This window comes from Planktothrix rubescens CCAP 1459/22 (assembly GCA_904830895.1).
GTDB classification, from domain to species: Bacteria; Cyanobacteriota; Cyanobacteriia; order Cyanobacteriales; family Microcoleaceae; genus Planktothrix; species Planktothrix agardhii.
The window spans coordinates 2677529-2702823 of the sequence record LR882958.1; the positions used below are offsets into that span (position 1 = coordinate 2677529).

Annotated in this window: 26 protein-coding genes and 1 pseudogene; 13 read left to right on the forward strand and 14 right to left on the reverse strand. The window is 38.6% G+C overall.

Annotated features, from left to right (window positions below; all coding sequences use genetic code 11):
* Positions 1–187: 187 nt before the first annotated feature.
* Entirely contained in the window at positions 188–2617 is a 2430-nt protein-coding gene (gene ppsA / locus NMG86_RS12555) for a phosphoenolpyruvate synthase (RefSeq protein WP_026786675.1), read from the forward strand.
* A 255-nt stretch (positions 2618–2872) separates the two neighbouring features.
* Positions 2873–3175 (forward strand): (2Fe-2S) ferredoxin domain-containing protein, encoded by a 303-nt coding sequence (locus tag NMG86_RS12560; protein ID WP_026786674.1) that lies wholly within the window; start codon positions 2873–2875, stop codon positions 3173–3175.
* 137 nt (positions 3176–3312) lie between these two features.
* Here the strand turns inward: NMG86_RS12560 and NMG86_RS12565 are convergent, their stop codons facing one another.
* Positions 3313–4209 carry an alpha/beta fold hydrolase gene (locus NMG86_RS12565; RefSeq protein ID WP_026786673.1) on the reverse strand — a complete coding sequence of 299 codons (897 nt, stop codon included), beginning with the start codon at positions 4207–4209 and terminating at the stop codon, positions 3313–3315.
* 411 nt (positions 4210–4620) lie between these two features.
* On the opposite strand from NMG86_RS12565, the gene NMG86_RS12570 reads away from it, so the two are divergent.
* Positions 4621–5094, forward strand: a complete 474-nt coding sequence (locus NMG86_RS12570) for an ATP-binding protein (RefSeq protein ID WP_026786672.1) — start codon at positions 4621–4623, stop codon at positions 5092–5094.
* Positions 5095–5230: 136 nt separating this feature from the next.
* On the opposite strand, the gene NMG86_RS12575 is transcribed toward NMG86_RS12570, so the two are convergent.
* On the reverse strand, positions 5231–5554 hold the full coding sequence (locus NMG86_RS12575) for a DUF6439 family protein (protein WP_026786671.1): 324 nt from the start codon (positions 5552–5554) through the stop codon (positions 5231–5233).
* Positions 5555–5598: 44 nt separating this feature from the next.
* On the opposite strand from NMG86_RS12575, the gene NMG86_RS12580 reads away from it, so the two are divergent.
* Positions 5599–5985 (forward strand): sll0565 family protein, encoded by a 387-nt coding sequence (locus tag NMG86_RS12580; RefSeq protein ID WP_026786670.1) that lies wholly within the window; start codon positions 5599–5601, stop codon positions 5983–5985.
* Positions 5986–6091: 106 nt separating this feature from the next.
* Here NMG86_RS12580 and NMG86_RS12585 read toward each other — a convergent pair whose 3' ends face one another.
* The 4 genes from NMG86_RS12585 to NMG86_RS12600 form a co-directional block, all read right to left on the reverse strand.
* Complete coding sequence (locus NMG86_RS12585) at positions 6092–6550, reverse strand: PDDEXK family nuclease (protein WP_036842351.1); 459 nt, start codon at positions 6548–6550, stop codon at positions 6092–6094.
* 4 nt (positions 6551–6554) lie between these two features.
* Positions 6555–7061: a hypothetical protein gene (locus NMG86_RS12590; RefSeq protein ID WP_026786668.1), complete on the reverse strand. Its 507-nt coding sequence runs from the start codon at positions 7059–7061 to the stop codon at positions 6555–6557.
* A gap of 4 nt (positions 7062–7065) precedes the next feature.
* Entirely contained in the window at positions 7066–7728 is a 663-nt protein-coding gene (locus tag NMG86_RS12595) for a ParA family protein (protein ID WP_026786667.1), read from the reverse strand.
* Positions 7729–7825: 97 nt separating this feature from the next.
* On the reverse strand, positions 7826–8575 hold the full coding sequence (locus NMG86_RS12600) for a DevA family ABC transporter ATP-binding protein (RefSeq protein ID WP_043938652.1): 750 nt from the start codon (positions 8573–8575) through the stop codon (positions 7826–7828).
* A 15-nt stretch (positions 8576–8590) separates the two neighbouring features.
* On the opposite strand from NMG86_RS12600, the gene NMG86_RS12605 reads away from it, so the two are divergent.
* From NMG86_RS12605 to NMG86_RS12615, 3 genes and pseudogenes are all read left to right on the forward strand, one after another.
* Positions 8591–9196, forward strand: a complete 606-nt coding sequence (locus tag NMG86_RS12605) for a GNAT family N-acetyltransferase (RefSeq protein ID WP_026786664.1) — start codon at positions 8591–8593, stop codon at positions 9194–9196.
* A gap of 63 nt (positions 9197–9259) precedes the next feature.
* Positions 9260–9487 (forward strand): hypothetical protein, encoded by a 228-nt coding sequence (locus NMG86_RS12610; RefSeq protein WP_026786663.1) that lies wholly within the window; start codon positions 9260–9262, stop codon positions 9485–9487.
* 2 nt (positions 9488–9489) lie between these two features.
* Positions 9490–9909 (forward strand): annotated as a pseudogene (locus NMG86_RS12615) (PIN domain-containing protein).
* Positions 9910–9964: 55 nt separating this feature from the next.
* Here NMG86_RS12615 and devC read toward each other — a convergent pair.
* From devC to NMG86_RS12630, 3 genes are all read right to left on the reverse strand, one after another.
* A complete protein-coding gene (gene devC, locus NMG86_RS12620; RefSeq protein ID WP_026797775.1) occupies positions 9965–11140 on the reverse strand; it encodes an ABC transporter permease DevC in 1176 nt (391 codons plus the stop codon).
* A 17-nt stretch (positions 11141–11157) separates the two neighbouring features.
* Positions 11158–12459, reverse strand: coding sequence for an ABC exporter membrane fusion protein (locus NMG86_RS12625; RefSeq protein ID WP_043938650.1), 1302 nt, complete (start codon positions 12457–12459; stop codon positions 11158–11160).
* Positions 12460–12608: 149 nt separating this feature from the next.
* A complete protein-coding gene (locus NMG86_RS12630) occupies positions 12609–14099 on the reverse strand; it encodes a vWA domain-containing protein (protein WP_026797776.1) in 1491 nt (496 codons plus the stop codon).
* A 292-nt stretch (positions 14100–14391) separates the two neighbouring features.
* Between NMG86_RS12630 and NMG86_RS12635 the strand changes: the two genes are divergently transcribed.
* Positions 14392–15030: a TetR/AcrR family transcriptional regulator gene (locus NMG86_RS12635; protein ID WP_026786659.1), complete on the forward strand. Its 639-nt coding sequence runs from the start codon at positions 14392–14394 to the stop codon at positions 15028–15030.
* Between the two features lie 6 nt (positions 15031–15036).
* On the forward strand, positions 15037–16845 hold the full coding sequence (locus tag NMG86_RS12640; RefSeq protein WP_026794022.1) for a DUF3685 domain-containing protein: 1809 nt from the start codon (positions 15037–15039) through the stop codon (positions 16843–16845).
* Between the two features lie 146 nt (positions 16846–16991).
* On the opposite strand, the gene NMG86_RS12645 is transcribed toward NMG86_RS12640, so the two are convergent.
* From NMG86_RS12645 to NMG86_RS12665, 5 genes are read right to left on the reverse strand one after another with little or no spacing between them, the layout of a single operon-like run.
* Positions 16992–17699 (reverse strand): Uma2 family endonuclease, encoded by a 708-nt coding sequence (locus tag NMG86_RS12645; protein WP_026794023.1) that lies wholly within the window; start codon positions 17697–17699, stop codon positions 16992–16994.
* Between the two features lie 38 nt (positions 17700–17737).
* Positions 17738–18292, reverse strand: coding sequence for a hypothetical protein (locus NMG86_RS12650; protein ID WP_026794024.1), 555 nt, complete (start codon positions 18290–18292; stop codon positions 17738–17740).
* Positions 18293–18310: 18 nt separating this feature from the next.
* Positions 18311–19504: a helix-turn-helix domain-containing protein gene (locus tag NMG86_RS12655; RefSeq protein ID WP_026794025.1), complete on the reverse strand. Its 1194-nt coding sequence runs from the start codon at positions 19502–19504 to the stop codon at positions 18311–18313.
* Between the two features lie 12 nt (positions 19505–19516).
* Positions 19517–20953 carry a 7-cyano-7-deazaguanine synthase gene (locus tag NMG86_RS12660; RefSeq protein ID WP_237747611.1) on the reverse strand — a complete coding sequence of 479 codons (1437 nt, stop codon included), beginning with the start codon at positions 20951–20953 and terminating at the stop codon, positions 19517–19519.
* An 11-nt stretch (positions 20954–20964) separates the two neighbouring features.
* Positions 20965–21588, reverse strand: coding sequence for a hypothetical protein (locus NMG86_RS12665; RefSeq protein ID WP_026794026.1), 624 nt, complete (start codon positions 21586–21588; stop codon positions 20965–20967).
* Between the two features lie 646 nt (positions 21589–22234).
* Here NMG86_RS12665 and NMG86_RS12670 point away from each other — a divergent pair.
* The 4 genes from NMG86_RS12670 (at position 22235) to NMG86_RS12685 (ending at position 25292) form a co-directional block, all read left to right on the forward strand.
* Positions 22235–22546 (forward strand): DUF6679 family protein, encoded by a 312-nt coding sequence (locus NMG86_RS12670; RefSeq protein WP_026794027.1) that lies wholly within the window; start codon positions 22235–22237, stop codon positions 22544–22546.
* A gap of 189 nt (positions 22547–22735) precedes the next feature.
* Positions 22736–23203, forward strand: a complete 468-nt coding sequence (locus NMG86_RS12675) for a CBS domain-containing protein (RefSeq protein ID WP_026786656.1) — start codon at positions 22736–22738, stop codon at positions 23201–23203.
* A 180-nt stretch (positions 23204–23383) separates the two neighbouring features.
* A complete protein-coding gene (nblB, locus tag NMG86_RS12680) occupies positions 23384–24040 on the forward strand; it encodes a phycobilisome degradation protein NblB (protein ID WP_026797778.1) in 657 nt (218 codons plus the stop codon).
* A gap of 76 nt (positions 24041–24116) precedes the next feature.
* Positions 24117–25292, forward strand: a complete 1176-nt coding sequence (locus NMG86_RS12685; RefSeq protein WP_026786654.1) for a DUF262 domain-containing protein — start codon at positions 24117–24119, stop codon at positions 25290–25292.
* Positions 25293–25295 lie beyond the last annotated feature (3 nt).

Genomic DNA, 25295 nt, shown 5'->3' on the forward strand with positions numbered 1-25295 from the left:
TTAAACAAAATTGAACTAGACGTTTAAACTATGGGGATCAAGGATTTTTATATTGTAAAGGAAATGTTAACTCCGTCGAAAGACAGAAAAAACTAACCTTTTCCTTCAACGGACTTATTTTGCAACAAAAGTACACAAACCCTATCTAAGTATTAGATAGTCAGTTGCGTTTGGAGAGATTTAAACCATGTTAAAAACTTTACCATTTAAACCCCTATCTCAATCTAAAGAACAAGCCTTAATTCTGTGGTTTGATCAAGTCGGAATTAAAGATATTGGGTTAGTCGGAGGAAAAAATGCTTCTTTGGGAGAAATGATTCAACAATTACAACCCAAAGGAATTAATGTTCCCCAAGGATTTGCAATTACAGCTTACGCCTATTGGTATTTTATTACCTATGCTAATTTAGAACAACAACTCAGACAATTATTTGCCAAATTAGATGTCGAAGATCTGAAAAATCTGCGTGATTGTGGTCAACGGGCGCGATCGCTAATTTTAAATACCCTATTTCCGCCAAAATTAGAAACAGAAATTCTATCCGCCTATCAAAAACTTAGCGATCGCTACGGTCAAAATACTGATGTTGCTGTGCGTTCCTCCGCCACCGCCGAAGACTTACCGGATGCTAGTTTTGCTGGACAACAAGAAACCTACTTAAATATAAAAGGAGGTAAAGCTGTCTTAGATGCAACTCGTCAATGTTTTGCCTCTATTTTTACCGATCGCGCTATTTCCTATCGGGCTTTAAAAGGGTTTGATCATCTAAATATTGCCCTCTCCGTCGGGATTCAAAAAATGGTACGTTCCGACTTAGCCACATCGGGAGTTATGTTCTCCATTGATACCGAAACAGGGTTTAAAAATGCTGCCTTAATTACGGCAGCTTATGGGTTAGGAGAAACCGTTGTTCAAGGTGCAGTTAATCCCGATGAATATTTAGTTTTTAAACCCACCTTGCGGGAAGGATTCAAACCTATTTTAGAGAAACGCTTAGGGACAAAAGCGATTAAAATGGTCTATGAAATGGGACAAACTACCAAAAATATTAATGTTCCGATTTCTGAACAGAAAAAATATGCCCTCTCCGAAGATGAAATTCTAAAATTAGCCCAATGGACAGTGATGATTGAAGATCACTATTCTCAAGTCCGACAATGTTATTCGCCGATGGATATTGAGTGGGCAAAAGATGGCTTAACTGGAGAGTTATTTATTGTTCAAGCTCGCCCAGAAACCGTACAATCTCAAAAAATAGGTCGGGTATTAGAGAATTATAAATTGCAAGGTCAAGGTCGCATATTAGTTACAGGTCGGGCAGTTGGGGATAAAATTGGACAGGGAAAAGCCCGCATCATGACTAATATTAAAAATATGGATCAGTTCCAATCTGGGGATGTATTAGTTACCCATCGCACTGACCCCGATTGGGAACCAATTATGAAAAAAGCCAGTGCAATTATTACTAACTCCGGGGGTAGAACTTGTCACGCGGCGATTATTGCCAGGGAGTTAGGAATCCCGGCAATTGTAGGATCAATTAATGCCACGGAAATCTTAAATACCGGAGATAAAATTACGGTTTCCTGTGCGGAAGGAGAAGAAGGAAAAGTCTATCAAGGTTTAATTCCTTTTGTGGTGGAAGAAACGGTATTAGACCATCTTCCCAAAACCCATACCAAAATTATGATGAATGTGGGAAACCCGGAAGAAGCGTTTAAATTATCTGCTATTCCTAATGATGGTGTTGGGTTAGCGCGGTTAGAATTTATTATTGCCAATCATATCCAAACTCACCCCTTAGCGTTAATTCATTTTGATCAATTAGAGGATCAAACCGTCAAACAACAAATCGCCGAATTAACCGAACAATATAAACATAAACCGGATTTCTTTGTAGATAAACTTGCCCAAGGAATTAGTATGATTGCGGCGGCATTTTATCCCAACCCTGTTATCGTGCGGATGAGCGATTTTAAGAGTAATGAATACGCGAATTTATTGGGGGGTCGGCAATTTGAACCTATCGAAGAAAATCCGATGATTGGTTGGCGGGGTGCTTCCCGATATTATGATCCGAAATATCAAGAAGCATTTGCCTTAGAATGTCAAGCGTTAAAACGGGTAAGGAATGAAATGGGATTAGCAAATGTGATCCCGATGATTCCTTTTTGTCGCACACCGGAGGAAGGGAAAAAAGTCTTAGCAGAAATGGCAAAACACGGGTTAGTTCGCGGTCAAGAGGGGTTACAAGTTTATGTGATGTGTGAATTACCCAGTAATGTTTTGATGGCGGATGAATTTTGTCAGGTGTTTGATGGGTTCTCAATTGGATCGAATGATTTAACCCAATTAACGTTAGGATTAGATCGAGATTCTGCTTTAGTTGCCCATATTTTTGACGAACGGAATGAAGCAGTAAAACGGATGATTGAAATGGCAATTACTACGGTTAAAGAATATAATCGTAAAATTGGAATTTGTGGTCAAGCACCGAGTGACTATCCTGAATTTGCTCGTTTCTTAGTGGAATTAGGAATAGATTCCATCAGTTTAAATCCTGATTCGGTGTTGAGGACAACTTTGGATATTGCTCAGATGGAAGCATCCCTCTAGGTCAACAGGTGTAATATAGTGTAAGTCAATCTCTGCTTTAGCATCTGCTAGAGCAGTTTTTTTGTAGGGTGCGCAATATTCTATCCTTTAATCGCTAATTTAACCACAAAGACACAAAGACACAAAGACACAAAGACACAAAGACACAAAGACACAAAGAAGTTGTAAACACTAACTTTGATCTTCCGAGTTGTTTTAAGTTAAATTATAGATGGAGTTAATTGTTAGTCTTTAATTGAAATTAAATATTTATTTATGCCAACTCAATCCCCTCGTTGTGTGTTAATTTGTCAGCATCAGTCTTGCCAACTCCAAGGGTCTAGTAAAGTTCTGGAGGCTTTCCAAAATTGTAATATTGAGGGCGTCACAATGGAAGCCAGTGGTTGTCTGGGTCAGTGTAATATTGGCCCGACGGTGCGAGTAATTCCCGATGAAATTTGGTATTATCGGGTTACACCGGAAGATGTTCCCCTGATAGTTGAACAACATTTAAAACAAGGCGAACCCGTCCAAGAAAAACTCAACCCCCGCTTTCATCCCCGATATCAATATTATTAAACCGTTGTTGCGATTCATCGCATCTTGATTATTAAACCGTTGTTGCGATTCATCGCATCTTAACAACCTTGACTAATGAGCAAAGGATTTATTATATCCCCCTTAAAAAGAGGGATTGAGAGGCCATAATTAAGCGATTAAACCTGTTCTAAAACCCAAGAACGAATAATAATATTAACCTGTTCAGGAACTTCATCATGGGGACAATGACCCGCATTTAGAAAATATTCCTGTAACTGGGGATAATATTGATGAAACTTGCCACTTCGTTCTCGACATTTCATCCAAGGATCACCCTCTCCCCAAATTAATAATAGAGGAGCAGTTAACTGATTTAATAATATATCAACTTTTTCTCCTTGGGGACTTTTGAATACTGAGGCAAACACCTGCGCTGCACCAGGATCACAGGAGGGAAGATAAATTTCTTCGACTAATTGATCGGTAACTGCATTGGGATCAAGATAGACTTTAAGTAGGGTTTTACGAATAATTGAACGGCGTTTTGTCCATTGAAAAATTAAAAAACTTACCCAATCTTGGCGAAATAGCGATCGCATCGTTTGAGAAATGGCCTTTTGCCAAAAAGTCGGTTCTGGACGGGGATCAATCTCCGTAAATGGCCCGGCACTATTGAGTAAAATGATCCCTTTTGCCGTTGATGGATATTGGGCGGCAACACATAAACACGCATACCCTCCTAAAGAATTTCCAGCTAAAATCACGGGTTGACCAATCACCTCCGTAATGAAGTCATGGAGTTGATCTCGCCACAGTTGTCCACTATATTCGACCTGGGGTTTTGCCGAACGACCAAACCCTAATAAATCAATTGCCCAGACCTCAAAATCCGATTGTAACCCTTGTATATTTTTCCGCCAGTGGTCAGTAGAAGCCCCAAACCCATGCACCAGAAGCAACGGTGGACGCTGGGGATGACGTTCACCCGCACGGACATAGTAAATGGACTGATCTCGCCACTGCCAATATTGTCCTAGGATCACTTCCGGGCTAATTGTTGGGGGGGTTATCATGTAGTTTTATCAAAAAATGTTAAGTTACATTAATAATATTAACAAAAGTATTATAAGAATGAAAGCTAATTTGGTCTTTTGTATCAATAGCTACTAACTTTTATCCATTAGGATAAATCAAGAGGGTTGATTTTATCATCATAATCAACAGTCAAATCTCGGTCTTTTCTTGACTGTTTTACTGCAAAATTCCTTGATTTATCGAAGGTTGAGATTGCTTGTATTTCAGAAATAATACAAAAAAATACACTATTTTTCAAAATCAATTGTGTTTTTTCCTATTCTTTTGGTAATCTAATGAATGAACGGGTACTCACGCTCACCCACTCAGATTAAATTCCAAAGTAAGAGAGAATTTATAACTATGTAGGGTGTGAGGTTTATCCACCACGTTGCCAGGGAGTTTTCCGTGTGATTGCTTTAACATCGCGTCCGGTTAAACGAAACTGGGTCACTATCAGCTTTGCTTCCACATTGTATCTCTGTCCAGTTTTGGACTTGCTTCTGTATGACATTCCAGACCCGTTGCAAGCCGAAATTCGTCTAGGACTACAGGAAGCTCTTGTCAATGCTGCCAAGCACGGCAATAAGCTAGACCCAAGTAAAACAGTAGTCGTCCGTTTTTGTCTGATTCAAGATTATTGTTGGTGGATTATATCAGATCAGGGCGGTGGTTTTAAACCTCCTTGTCAATGTCAATTGCGTCAGGAGGAAGATTGCGAACAAGAAACCCACGATTCTAATTTACCTCATGATGAACATGAATGTGGACGGGGTTTGTACATTCTCTATCAAATCTTTGATCGTGTGCAATGGAATCGAACCGGAACAGAACTGACGTTATGTAAGAAAGTGGCAACTGCTTATAGACGACAGGATTGGTAATAGTTTCAATATGTTAAAATCAGTTAAAACTACTTATTCCATAGGGAGTTGAGCAACTATCGGTAGAGATTTGATCTCTAATTTTGTCCTAAATTGCTTGATTTCAACTCCCAATTTTAGGGTTAGTTCATGATAGTTATGACTTATTTTTTTTAGTTGTGCCATGGGTAGGACAGGGGGGAGCGGAAATCAATCGTTCTAACCAACCCACCGCTTGATTTAACCGAGGAATAACTTCTTTCGGCTGATTCTTGAGCAGAAAGACTAAGGCGGCTGCTAAATGTTCCCCAGCGCGAGCATTGCGGTCAGACTTGAGGCGGTGCCAGTCTCGTTCAGGAATGGCTAACCGTTCCGACAGGGCTTGGGCGAGTTCTAATGTGCTATACTCGCTGAGACTAGCCGTGCGCGGACTGAGATTAGGGTGAGAAAGGTCGGGAGTCGTGGAATTGATGTTGGTCATAAATGATAGTGTTAATTGCGGGGTGAATTCGGTCTTTTATTATTATGGCAAGTCAACCATCGTCTCAACCCCCATCAACGAATAATTCTGATCAGGATGGGACTCAAGATATTGAACAGGGGTTAACAGAGGTTGAACAATCTTTGATTAATCTTAAACAACGATTGACGCAAATTCAACAGGATGAACGGCGTCAAATTGAATTGAAAAACCGTATTGATGAAATTATTCCTCAAATTCGTCAAACGAAATCGCAACAGTTAAAAGAGGAATTAAACCAATTAAAAACGCAGTTAGAAACTATAGAATTTGATTTAGAAAGTCGTTTGGTGACTTGGGGAAGTTTTAAGGAACCTTTTTGGCAAGCGGTTCGTTTTGGAGGGTTAGGAATTGTCATCGGTTGGGTTTTAAAATCTTGTTCTGGGGGATAGAAATAAAATGATATCAGAAATTCGGGAACAACTCCAACCTTGGCGAGATGTCGATAAAAATATGTTTTTAGTCAAACAAAATTCCCACTTTTGAAATCAGTATATCTTATCTAAATTGCTTCCAATCAATTTTATCACTTTCTTTTAATTTGGGAATATCTTCTACTGCTGTATAGTATTGATCTGTCTTTGCTAATACATCAACAAGTGTTAATAAATGAATGGTAATATTTTCCAAATGAGGATGACCGAACAGACGTTCTATAAAAGTTGGTTTATATCCTATACCTGAAAGCATAATGCAGATTACAGCACGATGGTACATTATATCAGCATAGAAAAGCTTGGCATGATTAACATCTAGTTCAGATTGACTGAGCTTACTTTGGAAATAAATTAAGCCCCTATCTTCTCTATAAAGTACACCATCTATCCCACCATCTTTACCAGGAGGGCCAGGGTGAAAACCTAGAATTTGTGCAAAATCACGACCAAGTTCTTGTTTTCGTTGAGGACTAATATTAACTATCCCCAACGCGAGATGATAAGCAATATACTTTTCCACTCAGTTAATTATTGGTAAATAAAGAAGGCAATTTTTTTTGATCAACTAAACGATAATAGAGTAACTCTATCCCAGTATTGATATAAATAAAATACGCATCTGCTATTCGAGACTTCAAGACAAGATCAAGATTAGACTCAAGTATCTCAAAAGAGATAAGTTCATTATCTTTAGCTACAGATTCAAGTTTTTTTCTGAGTTCTTGAAGTGATAGTTGATTTTGTTGAATTTCATTATATCCATAAGCAAATGCGATATTCAGAAGATTTTTCTCATCTGAACGCAGTTTTTCTTGAAGTTTATTGAGCTTAAGTTTTCCTTCTTGCAATAACTGTACTGGTTTCGGTAGCATTGTTTCTTCCTGCAAAGACTCTCGAATTGATGATTCAACAATTTCCCCTATATACTCTTCATGTTTCTTCTGTTTTTCATCTTGACTTCGAGCCATCAAAGCTGGATCACGGCGTTTTTTAGGTGGTAGCGTTGAGGACTTAGGATGAATTTCTGCCATTGTATTACTCCATTATAACTCTATTGTAATAATCCCAAAGATGTTCGCAACCCAAGTGATTCCATATATATTCATAAGGTGGCTTGAAAACGGTATTTCCAACTTCCTTGGGCAACCAATCAACAGGTTCAAGCACCTGATAATCATTATAGCGACTATCAATATACTCTTGAAAATCAGCCAGGACTACTCCGATAGGCACTATCTTTACCATTGGAGCAGTTATAGGGCGAATCATCTCCAGTGTTAATAGCATATCGTTTAAGGCATCAAATGAGCCAATATCATCCCTCTTAACTGTTAACAGTACCAAATCGGGTTTGATCTGTATTAATAAAGTTGATATTTCTTCCAAACTGGGTAAGACATCAATTACAATGTGATCAAATGATTGTTTTTTAATTAGCTTTTCATAGTTATCTACCCAACTTTTATTTTTAACCTGATTGCTTTTTGTGAAAATATAAAGCATATCTTCTTGAGTAATTAGGATTTCACCACCTAGTTTTGGTACTGATCCCTCAGTGAAAAACCTAAAACTACGAGCCGATGAGTCGGCATCTACTAACAGCACTCGATTTCCTGTCTCTAGAAAAACTCCTGTAATATGAATAGCTGTTGTTGTTTTACCAACTCCACCTTTATGATTGACACAAATAACTTTCATGCTTCAATTTAATAGATTAATTTGCTATTATAAAGTTTGTATGCACATCCAGTAAAACCTGCTAAGTCTAGTATATCCTAAATTGGGGATAATAAGACTACATTTTTAACTGATTATTGGGTGTCAGTTCAGAATTAGTAACTAATGCTCCATCTTCCATTTTAATAATTCGATCGGCAACATCTAAAATCCGGTTATCATGGGTAACAATTAAGATAGTACAACCCTGTTCTTTGGCTAAGGTTTGCATTAAATTAACCACATCTCTCCCCGAATGACTATCAAGGGCTGCTGTGGGTTCATCGGCTAATACAATGGGGGGATGACTAACTAATGCCCTGGCGATCGCAACTCGTTGTTTTTGTCCTCCAGATAGATTATCAGGATAATAATTTAAGCGATTTCCTAACCCAACTTTTTCTAACATTGCCGTGGCTTTTTGCTGGATTTCTGTACGGGAAAATTTACCCTGAACTTCTAACCCCATTTGCACATTTTGTAACGCCGTTAAGCTACCATGTAAATTATGAGCTTGGAAAATATAACCTGTATTTCGTCTGGCTTTAACTAAGTCTCCTGAACGCGCACCTAAGAATTCTCGTCCTAATATATTTAAACTTCCCGACTGTACAGAACGTAAGGCTCCAATTAAGGTTAATAATGTGGTTTTTCCTGAACCAGAGGGGCCAGTCATAATCACAATTTCACCGATGGTAATTTCTAAGTTAATATCATATAACACTTGTTTTTGCAATTGCCCTTTTCCAAAATAATGATCTAAATTTTGAATTGCAATTGCAGCATTGCATTTTGTGGAATCTTGAATATCTTGGATTTGAGTTTGCATGGAGTTAACCTAAAAATGGATATTTTTTTAGAAACGAAACGGTTAATTTTACGGCAGTTTACCGAACTGGATGCAGATTTTTTATGGAATTTAGATAACGATCCCAGGGTGATGAAATATATTAATGGCGGACATCCCACACCCAAAGAAGTTATTCAGACTCAAACGTTACCGAGATTTATGAGATATTATAGCAGATATTCATATTTTGGGGTGTGGGCTGTTGTTGAAAAAGCAACGGGAGAGTTAATGGGTTGGGTACATTTTTTGCCAGCCATTGATCATCCTTTTGCAGTAGCGTTAAATCTAGTACAACCCAATGAAATTGCGTTAGGATATCGGTTTATTTATAATAGTTGGGGGAAAGGATATGCAACGGAATCTTGTCAAATTTTAGTAGATCAAGGGTTTTCAGAATGGAGAGTAAAACGAGTTATTGCTTGGGCATTAGTGGCTAATAAAGGCTCAATTCGAGTGATGGAAAAGCTAGGATTAACCTTGGAAAAGCAGTTTAGATTTAGTCAACATCAACTCCCCTATTTTAGTTTTGAAGAACGTCAAGCTGTTAAATATAGTCGGAGTAGATCGGAAATCCCTCCAGAAACCGGGTTTTTCCGATAACTTTTCCATAACTGATTTTATAATCTATAATAGATGTTATCAAGTCTAGCTGGAATAAAACTGATGTCAAATCAAAGCCTATACAGTATTAGTCTGGAAAGTCAAGATATTATTATTAAATTTAATCGAGAGATGGTAAATTTGGAGTTATTAACTCAATTTTTAGAATATCTTGAGTTAGAATCAATTCGTAATCGTAGTCAACTGACAGCAGAAGAAATAACTAACCTGAGTCAAGAAGTTAATCAAGAAGTTTGGGATAACTTAAAGTCTAAGTCTTGGGTTAGTTAATTATGTTAACTCAAAAGCCGATTATTGTTGATACCAATATATTGTTTTCTGCATTACTTAGGGAAAATTCTCGTTTCAATGAATTATTGCTAACTTCAGAGTATACGTTTTTTGTTTGCGAACTTGTATTTGTAGAACTATTTAAGCGCAAGGAAAAAATTATTCAACTTAGTCATTTAACCGAAGAATAAATTATTCAAATCTATTATATTTTGCTAAAACGTCTTCATCTCTATAAAGAAGATTTAATTACTTTAGAATATCGTAGAATAGCTTACGAACTATGCCAAGGTGTTGATGTGAGTGATACCCCTCATGTAGCATTAACACTGCAATTGAATGGATTATTATGGACTGGAGATAAAAAATTAAAACTAGGCTTAAAAAACAAAGGATTTGAACAATTTTTTGAACTCAAATAAATATCAACCCAGTTCTTTTACTCCTCATTCACAACTAGACACTTAGAAGTAAGAATCAAAAGATATCGGCAGGATCGGCGGCTTGTAATTTACGAGTGGTGATCGCACCGGATAACATACACATGATAATCGTTAATATTAACACTTGAACTGCTCTAAATAAAGTCATATATAACGGTAAATTTGTGGCTTGTCGGGTTAAACGATATAAACCTAAAGAAATCGTAGCACCCGGAATAAATCCCATAATAGCTAAAATAATTGCTTCTTCAAAAACAATCCCTAATAAATAGGCATTTCTAAATCCCATGGCTTTAAAAGTGGCATATTCGGGGGTATGATCAGAAACATCTGTAGCCAAAACTTGATAAACAATAATTACCCCGACAACAAACCCCATGGCTGTCCCTAAACTAAACACAAATCCAATAGCAGTGTTTTTTGACCAGTAATCTTTTTCAAAGGCTAAAAATTGTTCATTGGTTAAAACTTTTACATCTTTGGGTAAATAATTTTGTAGGTCTGTTGCTACTTTTTCCACATCATAACCCGGTTCAATTTTAATCAATCCAGCACTAATTCCGCCTGGTTTTCTTCGGGGAAATAATCGTAAAAAATTGCGATCGCTAGTAATTAATGTTCCATCCGCAGCAAAGGAAGCCCCAACTTTAAATAATCCAGCAATTTTGAGGGTGCGTTTTTCCAATTCTGTACTAACAATTTCACCCTGATCAACTTTGTCAATAACTTCTTGATAATCTCCTCTGGAAGATCGATCAAATAAAACCTGATCGGGTAATTTAATCACCTCTAAATTTTGTTGAACTTCAGGTAAATTAAAAGCTGACTGACGCGGATCAAATCCGATGACTAAAATCGCTGTTTTTTTCCCAGTTTTAGGGTTTTTCCAATCGGAAAAATTAACATATAATGGGTCTGCGGATTTCACCCCTGGAACATCCATTGCTTGATATAAACGTCGCCGGGGTAAGGTTGATAAATTAACTAAATTTCTAGCTTGGGGACTAATAATAAAAATATCCGCATCTAAATGATTATGCAATCTGGTATTACTATCATATAATGCTGTTTGAAATCCTAATTGCATAAAAATTAAAACATCGGCAAAGGCAATGCCTGACAATGCCACTAACATTCGGGCTTTATCATGACTTAATTGCAACCATCCTAACGGCGTTCTATTTGTTAATCTCTGTATAAATCCAATCATAAATTACGAATTACGAATTACTGGTTAATGGTGACTTTAACCTGTAAATTAGTTAAACTAGCAGCTTTTTTGCTAGAAATATCATCTAATTTAACTCGAACTTCGATAACTCTAGCATCAATATTTGTGGTCGGATCAATATCTAAAGCACTTTGTTTTTTGACTCTTAACCCAACTTCTTCAACTGTACCTTTTAAGGGTTCAGGTAACGCATCAGCCGTAATAGTTGCTATTTGTCCCGAATGTATTTTAGGAATATCACTATCATAAACTTCAGCAACGGCATACATTTGTTCGGTTTGTCCCAATTCAATAATACCTTCATTAGAAATTAGTTCTCCGGCGTGGGTATTCACCTCGATCACCCGTCCGGCTTGGGGCGATCGCACATAGGCCTGTTCTAAATTGACATTAGCTTGTTTAACAGAGGCTTGGGCCTTGGTTAACTCACTTTTAGCTAACTTTACATCCACTGGACGGACTTCGCTAACGGCCGTTAAAGTCGCTTGGGCTTCGGCAATTTGTTGGTCAACGGTGGCGATGGTGCGGCTAAGGTTAGCTTGGGCTTCTCGAATTTGTTCCGTGCGGCTGCTAATAGTTTCGTTCAGGTTAGCTTGGGCTTCCTGTAAGCGTTTGCGACTGGTTTCGGCCTGCAAACATTGACTATCCCGATCTTGGGCGGATACGGCCCCATCCTGATATAAATTGTCGTAGCGTTGACAGTTAGTTTCAGCGTTGTTGAGTTCCGCTTGAATCCGGTCTAGGGTCGCTTTTTGGGCGCTACGTTCTCCCCGCAATTGGGCTTCTAAGGTGGCAATAGTGGCTTTTTGAGTGATAATTTGCCCATCTAACTCCGCTTGGTTGCCCTGAAATCGGGCTTTTTGGGCCTGAATATCCCCCTGTTTCGCCCCGGCTTGAACTTGCTCTAAACGGGCAACGGCTACTTCTACTTCGGTTTTGGCTTGTTCTAGGGCCGATTGTAGCCGATCTCGACTATCCAAAATTGCGATCGCTTGTCCCCCCTCTACCAAGTCTCCCTCTTTCACTAATAATTGATCTACCCGACTCCCTTGGTTGGACTGGGGGGCAGATAGTTTAATAATTTCTCCCTGGGGTTCTAACCAACCTAACGCCGTAACGGTTTTTATTTCTGGGACAACGGTTTCGGGTAGGGCTGCGGGTTCGGCGGGAGTGGGACGATACCGCCAGAAAGTATAGGCCATTAAACCACTCAAGGCTAGGGTAGTTGCTGTGATCAAAATCCCCGTATGGGGTAATTTCGGGGATGAAAGTTTACCGACTGTTGTTTGGCGTACCATAATTTTTTCTCCCGCCCAATCTTAAAACTAAACTGTTTAGTTCAGTATATCACAAAAACCGTTGTTGCGCTTCAGCGCATATCCCCGTTGTTGCGCTTCAGCGCTCCAAGAGGGGCTAAAGCCCAACAACGGGAAATCCCTAAGAGGGGCTAAAGCCCAACAACGGGGTTGTTAGCGGTTCTAACTTCTAGGGTGACATCTCCTAATTTGCGTTGTTCTCCATCATGGAGTTCTTGTTTAAGAATTTTCATCCCTCTTTCCTTCATTTCCTCGTCAAATTCCATAATAATTTTTTCTCCTTCGGTGTAGATTTTAGCAGTAATTGGGGGATATCCTTGACTTTTTCTGAGGTAAATATGGTTATTTTCTGAACTTCCTAATAAAACTGGTTCTGCTCCTAAATTAATCTTAGTTTGTTCGTTAGGTGTCCAATAAACAATTAACCAAGATTCCCGACTGAACTGTTCAATTAAAGCAATCATTAAACCAATAAAAAATCCAATAATTGCCGCCCCAATTAATCGCCCCACTAAATCACCCGATACGGCCGAAATAATCAGAAATCCAATGGCTCCGGCTGTTCCACCCATGGCCCCGCCCTGCACCGCCCGCCCCCGTTGCAAGTTCGGAACAAAAAAAGACATTCCCCCACCGACCACCGAGCCTAAAATTGTCCAGCCGATAATTCTGCCCCCAATGGCCAGAATCGGAATACCAGCAAAGGGAATAAACAATAGTTGACCCACTCCTCCGGCCACCAGTCCCGCCATTAAACCCCCGACAACACCCATACCCGCTTGTTTGGGAGTCAAGAGACGGCGACGGAGGTAATAGTTTTGGCCAGCAATTAAGGCTAGGGACGTACCAATGGCCAAAAGTGCCGTCCATCCGCCTATCCGTAAAACCGAGTAAATAACGCTATAATTTCCCGTGGGGCCAGATTCCACCAATTGACTGCTATATATGGCTTTTTCCGCCTGTCGAAAGGCTTGCTCAAAGTCACCGGAGTTCACATAAAAAACCCGATCAGGGTCGCCCGTTAGTTTAGCGAGAAAATTGGTATCAGCATCCCCTGTAGCAACCGCAACTAAGTTAATATTCTGGGATGCAGCTATTCTCATTGCCGACAAGGTTTTTGCCTGTTCCCTCTTGAGGTTTGTGTTTGCAAACCCTGGTTGTCCATCGGTGAATAAAAGAATATTGCGCCGTTGTGGGGTTGACTGGAGTTCTTGAGTGGCAGCGAGTAGGGCCTGATCCATATTAGTACCGCCCCCGTCAGAAATTCGGGCGATCGCTTCTTCTAAAGTAGGTTTATTGTCAGTTAAACTAGCCGCAGTTTGAACATTAGTACCAAAGCCAAATACAGCTAAACGATTTTCCGATAAATCTTGCCGTTGGACAAAGGCTTGAGCCGCGGTTTTGACTTCTCGGAGTTTGCCATCATCATTCATACTGCCAGAAGTATCAATTAGTAGCACAATTGCTAAGGGAGATTGATCGACTTTGGGGGAAATTTTTGTTAATTGTAATAGGGGTTCACCGAATATTGTTGCCGCACCTAAACAACCCATAGCACCATATAAACCAAATAGTAAAGGTTTGCTCAGTTTTTGTCGGAGTTGTCCAAAAAAATTGTTCATAATTTTAGTTTTTTGTATAATAACAAATTAACATTTAACGATGAATTTTTACACTAATAACCGTTATCCCAGACGCGCCGTGGCACGTCTCTACGTACTCAAGATTGCTACATCAACCTAGCAATAAATTCCAGAAAAAATTTTCTAATTATTGCCAAGGGGAGATTATCGGCTAAAATTGCTACAATGTAGGGAATTATAGGAGGAATTTCTATTGAATGTATTGGCCTGAGTCGATTTTCCTCTGGTGGTTTCAAAACACACTCATTCACAAATCTCCTCTGTATTTTTTATGGACGCAGTAGAACAGACCGAAATCTCCCAGTTGGATAGTATTTGCGAGAAAGCAGAACAAATTTTTGAAGGGGCGCTGCAAGAATTTTTAGTCCATGGGTATGCGGGTACCAGTATGGATCGGGTTGCTGCATCGGCGGGGGTGTCGAAGGCAACGGTTTATAACCATTTTGGGGACAAAGAAGGGTTATTTATTGCCCTGGTTAAGCGGTTAGCTCAGAAAAAATATCAAATTATGGTGGAGTCCCACAAAGCCGAATTGATGGAAACTGAACCTGCTGTTGTGGTGCGACAAATTGCTAATACAATTTTAGATAATTCCTTGGATGATCAAGAACATTTAGCTTTTGTTCGGCTTGTAATTGGGGAGTCGGGGCGATTTCCAGAATTAGCTAAAACCTTTGTGCATCATTTGGGAAAACCAGGAATTGAAGTTTTAACAGAATATCTAACAACTCAGTGCTATATTACTATTCTTGACCCCGAAGCGATGGCGCGGGTAATTATTGGAACCCTAGCCCATTATGTATTAATGCAAGAGATTTTGCAAGGTAAGGAAATTATTCCGATGGAACGGGATCGAATTATTAATACTTTGGTGGATTTAGTTGATCACCACCCGAAACCCGAAATTTAATGTTTTATGACCTCATCTACTGTACGACTTTTAATCATTGATGATGACCCTATTTTTCGGATGGGGTTACTAAGTGCATTAGAACCGTTTTCAGATTTGGAAGTTGTTGCAGAAGTTGAGAGTTTAGAGAGTGCCTTCAGGGTTTTAGAAACTGAGATTAATTCAGAGGAGCAGAAACCTGTTGATTTAATTATTTTGGAATTGGGGTTAAAAATTAAGGAAAATCCATCGGTTAAAAATCATCCTATTTTGGATTTTTGCCAACAGTTAAAAACTCAATATCCTAAAATTCTGATTTTGTTGTTAACTACAGTTAAACAACCACATTTATTACTAGCAGCCCAAAAAATTGGGGTAGATGGTTATTGCAATAAGGGGATTCCAGTTAGAGAATTAGTAATTATCATTAATCAATTAGTCGCGGGAGAACGCTATTGGTTAGAATCTTTAGCTGCATTAAATCGAGAACCATTTGTGGGAATAGTATCTCGAAAAACTGGATCATTTTTGGGAAATATTCAAGGGTTTTTAGTTCAACCAGGAATGCGACAAATTGAACAAGCGATCGCAGAAGTTAATCAAGAAATTAAACGAAATTTAGAACAATTCAATCAACAAGATACTATTACGATTATTAATAAGTTAATTCTGACGGGAAAACGGCGGGAATTGTTAACAGCAAGGTGGATTGTTAGTCAACTTTCATCGGACAAAACCTCACCCAGTCTTGAGGTATCTGCTCAGGTTTCTAGTGATGATTTTAATTATGATAATTATGAACCTCTGAATAACTATCAAAATAGTGCTTTAGTTATCACTTCTAACCCTACAAATGAGCAAAGTTCAGGAATTGTAGCTAATAATTTAAAATCAGTTTTATTTGATAAAACCGTAATAAAACTGCAATCAGGATTAATTAATTTAACCGGAATGCCTTTAGAAATTGATATTCTAAGATTATCTAAAAAACGAGAATTGCTATATATATTGTTAAAACAATTAGAAATATTATTAGATGAATTAATTTTGTCTGACCTGCAATATGAACAACTAGCCGAAAAAATACCTAGTTTAATTACAGACTTTTGGCAAGCTGCAACTTTCGATTTTTTTGGGAAATATTATACTGTGATTAAGAATAATCAAAATATTGAAATTGTGACAATTATATTAAAAGATGCTGATTTGATTCAAAACAATATTTTAAATAAAATCCCTTTAGTAAAAGATTTATTTGAGCATTTATTATTTTGTAGACCCTTAACTATTGATAATTTATCCTGTCCGGCGGGAGGTTTAGACGCAGTGGAACGTGCAGAAGCGTTATTACAAAATCTGTTAATTCAAGTAGCAAATGCGATTATTCAACCTTTACTCAATTATTTTTCAGATTATGAAGAAATCAAACTCAAATTTTATGATCGACGTTTATTATCGACCCGTGAAATTGAGAAATTTAGGAATAGTTTATCCTGGCGATATCGTCTTGATCAATATGTCGCCGAACCCAAGGCAATTTTTGAAAGTTCTTATTTACTCCTGGTTTTAGGAGAAAGAGGAATTCAAAAACAGGTAATTTATTCCCCCCGCCGAGATGAGTTAGAAAAGTTATCAGGAATTCCATTAACGATAACATTAATATTAGAAACCCGTGATGCGGTTGCTCCTCCTCTACGGGCGACGATTTCCTTTGTTGGAAGTGCGATTATTTATGTTTTAACTAATGTTGTCGGTCGAGGATTGGGTTTAATTGGAAAAGGGATTTTACAGGGAATTGGCACATCTTTTCAAGATAATCGGATGGGGAAAAAGTGATAGAATTGTTAACTGTTGATTATGAAAAAATAGGGTCGAGTTTCTCAAGATTTGGGTTTATTTTAATGAATAAATATCTAGCAAAACCCGCCCCTATATAAAAATCCGTGAAATCAGTGAAATCCCTCTAAATCCGTGATCATTTTTTATTCGGGGTTAATTCCAAGCGATCGCAACTGTTCTGCTAACCTTTCAGCCCGTTGACGTTCCTGTTCTGCTTGTTGTTCAACTGCTTGTAAACGCTGTTGAGTTTGTTCAACCTCCTGTAACGCCGTATTGAGTTGTTGAGAAATGTCTAAATAACTAACAAAAGGTTGACCATCGGGACGATAAAGTTTTAATTCTTCCTCAGAACAATTAAAACGAATTCCCAAACGAGGACTCACCCAATTTTCCATTATTTCAATCACTTCTAAACCATTTTCTCCCCGTAACCAACCCGTCAAATCATTCTTATCTGGATCATAAATATAGTATTCTTCCACACCATAACGTTGATAAAAGACCTGCTTTTTATTCATTTCCGTCAAGGTATTTCCCGGGGAAAGAATTTCAAAGGCGACTTGGGGGGAAATGTGATTTTCTTTCCACTGCATATAAGATCCGCGATCGCCTTTAGGAACACCAAATATTACCATAACATCCGGTGCTTGACGGATTTTATTATTTCCCTCAACAGCATACCAAAGTAAATCACCCGCCACAAATACGTTAGGATCATTAGCAAATAACCATTCTAAATTATGGTAAATAACCGTAATCCAGCGAAATTGTTTGGTATTATCTGACATGGGTTTGCCATCGCTATCGGGGTAAATAATATCGGTTTTTGATCGTTCTTCTATTCCAACCATAACCCTCCTGTTGTTGATAGATGATTGAAAAAATAGATTTATCTAATAGTAGCATTTTTCCACCAACTCAGCAAAGGATGATTTCTATGGGGAATATACCGTCCTTTAACTTGGATATTATCAAGTACAGTCCGTAATTCTTCTGAATTAAGGTTAGCTGATTCTGACCAATATTTAATGATTTCTAAGGTTGAAAAAATCTGTAGATTAAGTCCTTCTTTTTGACAAAATGTGATCGCTTTTTTATCATCTGTTGCCATAGCATATTCTCGATGAACAGCGATCGCACAAGTCGCTGATTCACCATCATCTCCAAGTTCAAAGACATAATTAATATAAGTTTCTTCCTCAGCTTCTGACTCAAAATCTACAACTATAAGTAGATCTTGCTCAATCGCCATCTGCAACTGAACTGCGCCCTCGTTTTCCTGATTTTCAAGTTTTTGTAGGGTCAATAGTTCGCGTGCTTTAACTACTTCTGTCACCACAACCTGGGCTGGAATAGCCTTTAAGATTGGTAGGAAATTGCCCGACGCGCAAAAGTTTAAAATACAGCAAGCATCAAGAACAAGATGGGAGTGTTGAATCAACATAAAAAATTCTCCCAAATTCTACGGTTGACGTAAATCTAAATGGGCAATTTCCTCTATCATTCCACTTGAATAATCCCGTAATAATTCCGCAATCCGACGAGCTTCTATACGATCAACCCCTAAGAAATTGGCAAAACGTCCTTCTGTAATCAGCCCTTGATCGAAAGCTTCAATTGCAAGGTATTGATAGTGAATGGGAAGCATATCAGTGCGCTGTGGAATTTCTTCTAACCCAAGTTCTTGTTGAACTTTTCTAACTTTTAATCCGCGATCGCGCAGTCGATCCACAGTACCAGAAGGTATCAGTTTTATAGATTCTAAACGATTACCAAGGGCTTCAATAGATACCCCATAATAATGAGCTAAGGTAAATAAATTAGTGGGAGTAAACTTCCCGTGAGTCTGGTACATATCATTAAATCGTTTAAGTAAACCACTGGTTGGCATTAGAAAATAGTCAGGGAAACTGTCAGCTAGTCGTTCAGTATCTGGCTTTCTTTGGTATTGATTTTCATAGTCAAGTACAGGCTTGCGTCGATGCGCTAGAAAATGAAGATATTCATGAGCAAGTGACCAACGCCGCCGATCTTCTGGGTGTTTAGCATTAATCGCAATACAGCCACCAAGTTGTTCATCGTAGCTATATACACCTGAATATTTAGATGGCATTTCCAAATAGAAAATACGCAGTCCTACGCTCTGTTCTAAAACATCCCTAAGAATGGGAATCGGGCTATCACCAAGCCCTAATCGTTGACGTTCTGCAATGGCAATACTTTCTGCTGCTGCCTCTATTGGCATATTCGTTACATCATATTCTTGAGGATAATTCCGAGGTAAAGGAGCATCCATAATTTTCTCAAGTTCTAAATAGTTTTGACAGAGTTCCTCTAAGCGCCAAATTGCCGGATTAATTTGGGCTTCTTCTGTCTCGCTACGTCGATAAGCGGCGCGAAATTGAACTTCAAACGGCTCAATAATAGGGCTTTGTCGAACAAAATTACTAACAGCCTGCCCATAAGCACGAGCCAGTTTAATTAGTTCGTTGGGTTTAAGGCGACGTTCTCCTTTTTCAATAGCAACAATAGTTGTTCTTGCAGCATCAATAATTTGAGCGGCATCAGCTTGAGTCATGCCAGATTTCTTCCGCGCTTGTTGCAGTCGTTCACCCAATTGGCGGAGATCAATTTTATCGAGAATGTTAACAGTCATAATGTTTTTCCTTCAACTTGACTGAACAGTAACTAGACGTTGATCTGATATCTGGTGATTGTTTTCTTGATCTAACATACCAACCGAAATTTGTGGCTCTACCGCATCCCATTCAGAAAGATACGTTTGATAAAGCTGTATTAGACGTTGTTGCATTTGAAAAGGTAACAGATTTTCTGATTCAGAACTTTGATCCACAATATCCTCTAGTTCTAAGAATCTTTTGGTTAAATTCTGCCACTGAAGGTTAGGGTTAGTTGAATTATTCAGCAACTTTTTGAGCATGGTAACTTGTTCGAGCATATTTTGCAGATACAAGCTTGGATCTCCTGCTGGTTTTTCGCCATGAAGCACAACATAACGGGTTTGATCGTTCATATTTGAAGCAGCGATCGCTTGCCGTCTTAAAAGGCAGGAAGAACAATATCCACATTGAAAGATTTGCTTCTTGCGATGTGGACTATCACATGAAACTGTTAGCGATACTAAGTTGTTTCTGTCATCTTCAGCTAAAGCTTTGCACATTTGAGCTTTAGTCCAAAATAGGAAAGGATTTTTTATTCTAAATTCTTGTCCTAAAAGCTCTGAAACAATATCGCTCACCATAATTAAAGTCAATGGGTGAACAGATCGAGTGTGATCTAATCCAACAGCAGATTTACGGTAGGGAAGATTGATTGCACCAATTCCATTTTCATAAACAAAAAGCTCTTTCTGACCCATCAAATAAGCACAAGCCGAACCCAATAATGTAAATACAACACCTCGCGCACGGGAAATTTTATTTTTTCGATGCTGTTTGCTATCAGAAAAATGAATTGGAACTCGGCAAAGGTTGAGACGATTGGGGAAATATGGATTGAGTGCTTTGAAGACTTTTTGCTGAAGATCATGGGTATTATGATTACTCCCAGTTCCAAACAACATAAACGGCTCTGTATCACTGGCTTGAAGTCTGGTATAAAGACCTGCAAGAGCATCAAGTCCGCCACTCCACAATGCTACCTCACACCCTTCAGGAACGATGGGAAGAATTTGCTGTTTTTCAATTGTTCGGTCTAGTGTAGTTCGTTTTTGGAAATCAAAAGACCATCGGCTCCCAGTAGTCCATTCAAGCAAATTTTCTAATTTTGCATGAAATATACTGGTATTTAGTAATTCGGGATGACGCACAGGAAGCACTACAAAAATATGCCTCTGCTCTTGGTGTAAATGTTGTAAGACAAGACGATCACTAGCTTGGATTGCAACCGCTAGGTCAATTAGATCAGCAATGATTGATGGAAATTCCTGCCAGACGCGATATTTAAAATCCTGATCATCTACAGTAATTCCTATAGTGCTTTCCTTACCGCTTGAGTGATCGATAAATCGAACCTTTCCATTACTATTCAAAATGGAGTCAAAGTGTAACGTATAATCGCTATCGTAGGTGTAGTGTTTTTTCATAATATTTAACCTCATCGAAGGTCTTCATTTAGGTCTATTGGTTTTTGTGCAGAACGGTGAGGTATAGGCAATTTTTCTATACTGTGATGTTTAATAGCAGTTTTAGCCCATTTGCCTATAACATCATCGATAATTGGCTTAATTTCTCCAATACGTTTTGAAAGAGTTGCTTGATCAATTCCGTCATGATGTGTAGAGGTGAGTGGAACCCGTTCCTTAAATTCAGATTCATAGACAGTTTTCATGTATCTGTGCAAAAATGTTTCTATAGTGTTACTAGAATCTATGTATTGTCCATATCTGAAATCGTGAAGTAAGCTCTTGCCAGTGAGACGAACAACTTCTTTCAAGCGATGTGAGCCATCGGCTTGTTGCACTAACTTATCAAATTCCAGAGTCAAACCAGCCCAGTTCACAGGGCTATTCTCAGCAGCACTAATAGCTCTATCTAAAATCTCCGCCATGGTTTGGGCAAGCTGAACAGGAAGATCTCCTTTTTTCACAATGTCCTTCTTGAATGCTTGCATAAGAACATGAGCACACTCATCAATCGTTGCTTTTCCTTCACAAAGCCACTTATAAGGCTTTTGATAAATCCCTCCGAGCCTGCTGTGAATAATATCTCCATCAGCCATAACATCACCTCCAACAGTTGGGGTTTCTTTTCACTCTCATGGTAGTGTCCCAACCTGTCATTGTCAAGTGTTAAAATTATTTTTTTTTAAAAATGTCAGATTTTGACGAGAAGAATAGTAACGACGCCCCGGTACAGATTAAATGCCATTTCTGATCTAGGAATATTAATCTTTGTAAACAAAGATTAAAGAGTCAGGTTTTATTAACAGGACTTACGCAATTGCGTAAGTCCTGTTTTAGTTAAATTTCCTTACGTTCTATAGAAAAGCCTTGACCTATATGATGATAGTCATTGGAGGCTGGGCGATCGCTCCTATTTGAGTCACCTCCTCAAGTCAAACCATGGGAGCGATCGCAGTTGCAGAACTCAAAACCTATAGAGTACATTTTTTCCATCACCCATAGCAAGATTGGCTATTCCCCGCCCTCCAAGAATCAAACAACCATTACGGGGTAATTTATTTAGGCTTTATTGAAGCTAAATTTATGTTAAGGGTTAAAATATAAGGACAACGGTTTTGACTAGACTGATCACCTTGTAATCCGGTATACTACCAGGTGCTTAGGTATCCTGTTAAACCTTAAATACTTAGGTTCACAGGTGAAATTCAGATCAGCCAGCGAACTTCTCAGGAAAAGTAAAAAATGCTACATCGCAAGATTTATCAACTTTGTTGTGACGGTCGGGAAGTCTCTATTTTCTTACGAGATCAGCAACGTTGGATTGAGAAAGCTCGAATTACAGACATTGAGGGAGATCTAGTCACGCTACGTTATGAGACAGATGAGGAGGATGAGGTCTGTTCTTGGGAAGAAATGATCCGCATAGAAAGCATTGGATCAATTAGTCAGAAGTTGGCCTCCGTTCCCAGGTGCTATTTTGATCTGCCAGTTTCTGAAGATTGTCCCGAAGCGGAACAAATTCATAATCCCACTTCCGAATCTAGTCCCGAATAGGTTGGACAATTGTTGTTCAATCCAATTTTCCAAGGGAATCAAGCTCCGTCCTTATCTCGACAGGCTCAGTGGCTTGATGGGGCGGATTTTTCTTGTGTTGGCTTGAGATTTGGCGGTTGCAGCAACAAGTCAGGGCTACTAATAACTGATATGATCGGGATTGGAAAGTTTAACAAACACGCAGAAATCATGCCCAAGACTGTTGCTGAGGTGATGACCCCGAATCCAATCCTGGTTAAGCCAGAGATGCCACTCAGAGAAGCACTGCAACTGATGGTGGAAAGACATATTGGTTGTTTACCTGTGGTAAATGAATCCGGCCATTTGGTGGGTTTTATCTCGGGAACGGATTTGATGTGGCAAGAAAGCGGTGTGACTCCACCTACTTATATTACTTTTCTTGACAGTATTATTTACCTGGAAAATTTTTCCCGGTATGAACAGGAATTGCATAAGGCATTAGGCCAAACTGTGGGAGAAGTGATGACTCCTGCCCCGATTATTACGATTACCCCTAATAAATCTTTATCCGATGCCGCCCGGTTATTGAATGAAAAGCGCATTCATCGTTTACCTGTGGTGGATGATTCCGGTAAGGTGATTGGGATTCTCACCTGTGGCGATATTCTGCGGGTGATGGCAATGGCAAAGAGTTAAAATTTATCGGATTTTGTGAATAAAAACAAGGCTGGTCGGGACATTAGGTTTTGACCCTGGCTTGGTGTTCGTTTTTGCCAAGTTTTTAAAAAAATATTGATCTATTGAAGTCAAAAAATATGATATTATCCTGATCATTTCAAAACCATTTAGAGCGTTCATTTCAAAACCTTAATTTTTATGACAATTACCCCTGAATCTGTTGAGAAGTTGTTAAGTTCTAGTGATTTTGGCGATCGCTTGCGCGGTGTCAATCAACTCCGACAACTGCCCCCAGCGATCGCTTTTGAGTTAATTCAAGTCCCGATTAAAGATAGTAATAGTCGGGTACGATATGCGGCTATTAGTCAGATGGCAACTTTGGGGAAGCAGGATTTAGAAACCTCCTATCAAGTCCTGCATTATCACTTATTAAATGATCCTGAAATTGATGTGCAATCGGCGTCGGCGGATGGGTTAGGGGCGTTGAAACTTAAGGATGCTTTTGATGATTTACAAAACATCTATAATACTACGCCAGAATGGTTACTTAAACTGAGTATTGTGGCGGCGGTGGGATCAATAGAAGAACCTCGCGCTTTTGAATTATTAGAAACAGCGCTTCAAGATGATAATAGTTTAATTCAAACCGTTGCTATTAGTGCATTAGGGGAATTAGGGGACAGACGAGCAGTTCCTTTATTAGTTCCTTATGTGACCAATTCAGACTGGCAAATTCGCCATCGGGTCGCCCAAGCGTTAAGTCGTTTAGGGGGTAGCGAAGTTGAAACTATGTTAAAACAATTAGCGGAGGATGAAGTTGAGATTGTGGCTCAAGAAGCTAAGGCTAAAGTATAAATTTGAGGGATAGAATAACCACACAAACAGTTAGGAATGCTACAATACCTCATAATGCTGACGGAGAATTGAGAAAATGCTATTTGCGCCCGTTGAAGAAAAAATGTGGGAGAAATCTTCCTCAAAACGTCAAAAAAAAATGTCTGATGGAGAAATTAATGATAAATACTCCTCACAAGAAAACCGAATTCTAACTGAAATTAATCGGGAAAAACTCCCTAGCTTTGCTGAAGCTTTAAAGAAAAAAGGATATATGAATGTACAGCCCGTTTACCAAAGAAGACCCCGATGGGATGCCAAGATGAAGTCACGATTAATTGAGTCATTCCTAATTAATATTCCTGTTCCGCCCATTATTCTGTTTGAAGAAGATTACAATTCTTATGAAGTCATGGATGGTCAACAGAGAATTACAGCAATTAGAGAGTTCTATGAAAACAAACTCAAACTAACGGGACTCGAACTTTGGCCAGAAATCAATGGACGTACTTATGATCAACTTCCAATTAAAGTTAAAGCAGGAATTGATCGACGATCTATTTCATCTATTGTTATTATTGCAGAATCAACTTCTGATCCTGAAATAGCTTTTTTCCTCAAACAGAAAAGTTTTGAACGTTTTAATACCGGAGGCGTAGATTTAAGTCAGCAGGAAGTACGGAATTGTTTGTATCAGGGGAAGTTTAATTCATTATTGCTGGAATTATCTCGTGATCCTATCTTTACTCAATCTTGGGGAATTCCTACAGATGAAAATGACCCTGATTTATTAAACAATAATCTTTATAAAAAAATGGAGGATGCAGAATTAGTGCTTCGTTTCTTTGCCTTGAGGAATGTAGACCATTTTCAACGGGGAATGGAAGGATTTCTTGATCTTTATATGATCAAAAGTTTAAAATTTTCTGATCAGGATATTTTAATCCTAAAGGAAGTATTTTTAAAAACAATTAATCTAGCTTACCAAATTTATAATGATAATTTATTCAAACCCTTCGATCCAAAATCTATGACTTGTTGGAAGAAAGATTCCTATAAAGCTTATTATGATGCGGTCATGGTTGGATTTAATCGACATTTGGATGAAAGAGAAATTTTAATCAATAAAAAAACAAGAATTATTGAAGAAACAAAGAAACTCTTTGAACGGGAAGAATCACGTCTTTTAACAGGAGGTGGGAAAAGTAAAGCGGAAATTCAGCAACGAATCCAACTCTTTGATGATATGCTATCGCAGGTTATTGGAGAATAGCTG

Coding starts and splice junctions, on each gene's coding strand:
- ppsA (WP_026786675.1), top strand. CDS start 188: ATGTTAAAAACTTTACCATTTAAACCCCTATCTCAATCTAAAGAACAA.
- NMG86_RS12560 (WP_026786674.1), top strand. CDS start 2,873: ATGCCAACTCAATCCCCTCGTTGTGTGTTAATTTGTCAGCATCAGTCT.
- NMG86_RS12565 (WP_026786673.1), bottom strand. CDS start 4,209: ATGATAACCCCCCCAACAATTAGCCCGGAAGTGATCCTAGGACAATAT.
- NMG86_RS12575 (WP_026786671.1), bottom strand. CDS start 5,554: ATGACCAACATCAATTCCACGACTCCCGACCTTTCTCACCCTAATCTC.
- NMG86_RS12580 (WP_026786670.1), top strand. CDS start 5,599: ATGGCAAGTCAACCATCGTCTCAACCCCCATCAACGAATAATTCTGAT.
- NMG86_RS12590 (WP_026786668.1), bottom strand. CDS start 7,061: ATGGCAGAAATTCATCCTAAGTCCTCAACGCTACCACCTAAAAAACGC.
- NMG86_RS12595 (WP_026786667.1), bottom strand. CDS start 7,728: ATGAAAGTTATTTGTGTCAATCATAAAGGTGGAGTTGGTAAAACAACA.
- NMG86_RS12600 (WP_043938652.1), bottom strand. CDS start 8,575: ATGCAAACTCAAATCCAAGATATTCAAGATTCCACAAAATGCAATGCT.
- NMG86_RS12605 (WP_026786664.1), top strand. CDS start 8,591: ATGGATATTTTTTTAGAAACGAAACGGTTAATTTTACGGCAGTTTACC.
- NMG86_RS12610 (WP_026786663.1), top strand. CDS start 9,260: ATGTCAAATCAAAGCCTATACAGTATTAGTCTGGAAAGTCAAGATATT.
- devC (WP_026797775.1), bottom strand. CDS start 11,140: ATGATTGGATTTATACAGAGATTAACAAATAGAACGCCGTTAGGATGG.
- NMG86_RS12625 (WP_043938650.1), bottom strand. CDS start 12,459: ATGGTACGCCAAACAACAGTCGGTAAACTTTCATCCCCGAAATTACCC.
- NMG86_RS12630 (WP_026797776.1), bottom strand. CDS start 14,099: ATGAACAATTTTTTTGGACAACTCCGACAAAAACTGAGCAAACCTTTA.
- NMG86_RS12635 (WP_026786659.1), top strand. CDS start 14,392: ATGGACGCAGTAGAACAGACCGAAATCTCCCAGTTGGATAGTATTTGC.
- NMG86_RS12640 (WP_026794022.1), top strand. CDS start 15,037: ATGACCTCATCTACTGTACGACTTTTAATCATTGATGATGACCCTATT.
- NMG86_RS12645 (WP_026794023.1), bottom strand. CDS start 17,699: ATGGTTGGAATAGAAGAACGATCAAAAACCGATATTATTTACCCCGAT.
- NMG86_RS12650 (WP_026794024.1), bottom strand. CDS start 18,292: ATGTTGATTCAACACTCCCATCTTGTTCTTGATGCTTGCTGTATTTTA.
- NMG86_RS12655 (WP_026794025.1), bottom strand. CDS start 19,504: ATGACTGTTAACATTCTCGATAAAATTGATCTCCGCCAATTGGGTGAA.
- NMG86_RS12660 (WP_237747611.1), bottom strand. CDS start 20,953: ATGAAAAAACACTACACCTACGATAGCGATTATACGTTACACTTTGAC.
- NMG86_RS12665 (WP_026794026.1), bottom strand. CDS start 21,588: ATGGCTGATGGAGATATTATTCACAGCAGGCTCGGAGGGATTTATCAA.
- NMG86_RS12670 (WP_026794027.1), top strand. CDS start 22,235: ATGCTACATCGCAAGATTTATCAACTTTGTTGTGACGGTCGGGAAGTC.
- NMG86_RS12675 (WP_026786656.1), top strand. CDS start 22,736: ATGCCCAAGACTGTTGCTGAGGTGATGACCCCGAATCCAATCCTGGTT.
- nblB (WP_026797778.1), top strand. CDS start 23,384: ATGACAATTACCCCTGAATCTGTTGAGAAGTTGTTAAGTTCTAGTGAT.
- NMG86_RS12685 (WP_026786654.1), top strand. CDS start 24,117: ATGCTATTTGCGCCCGTTGAAGAAAAAATGTGGGAGAAATCTTCCTCA.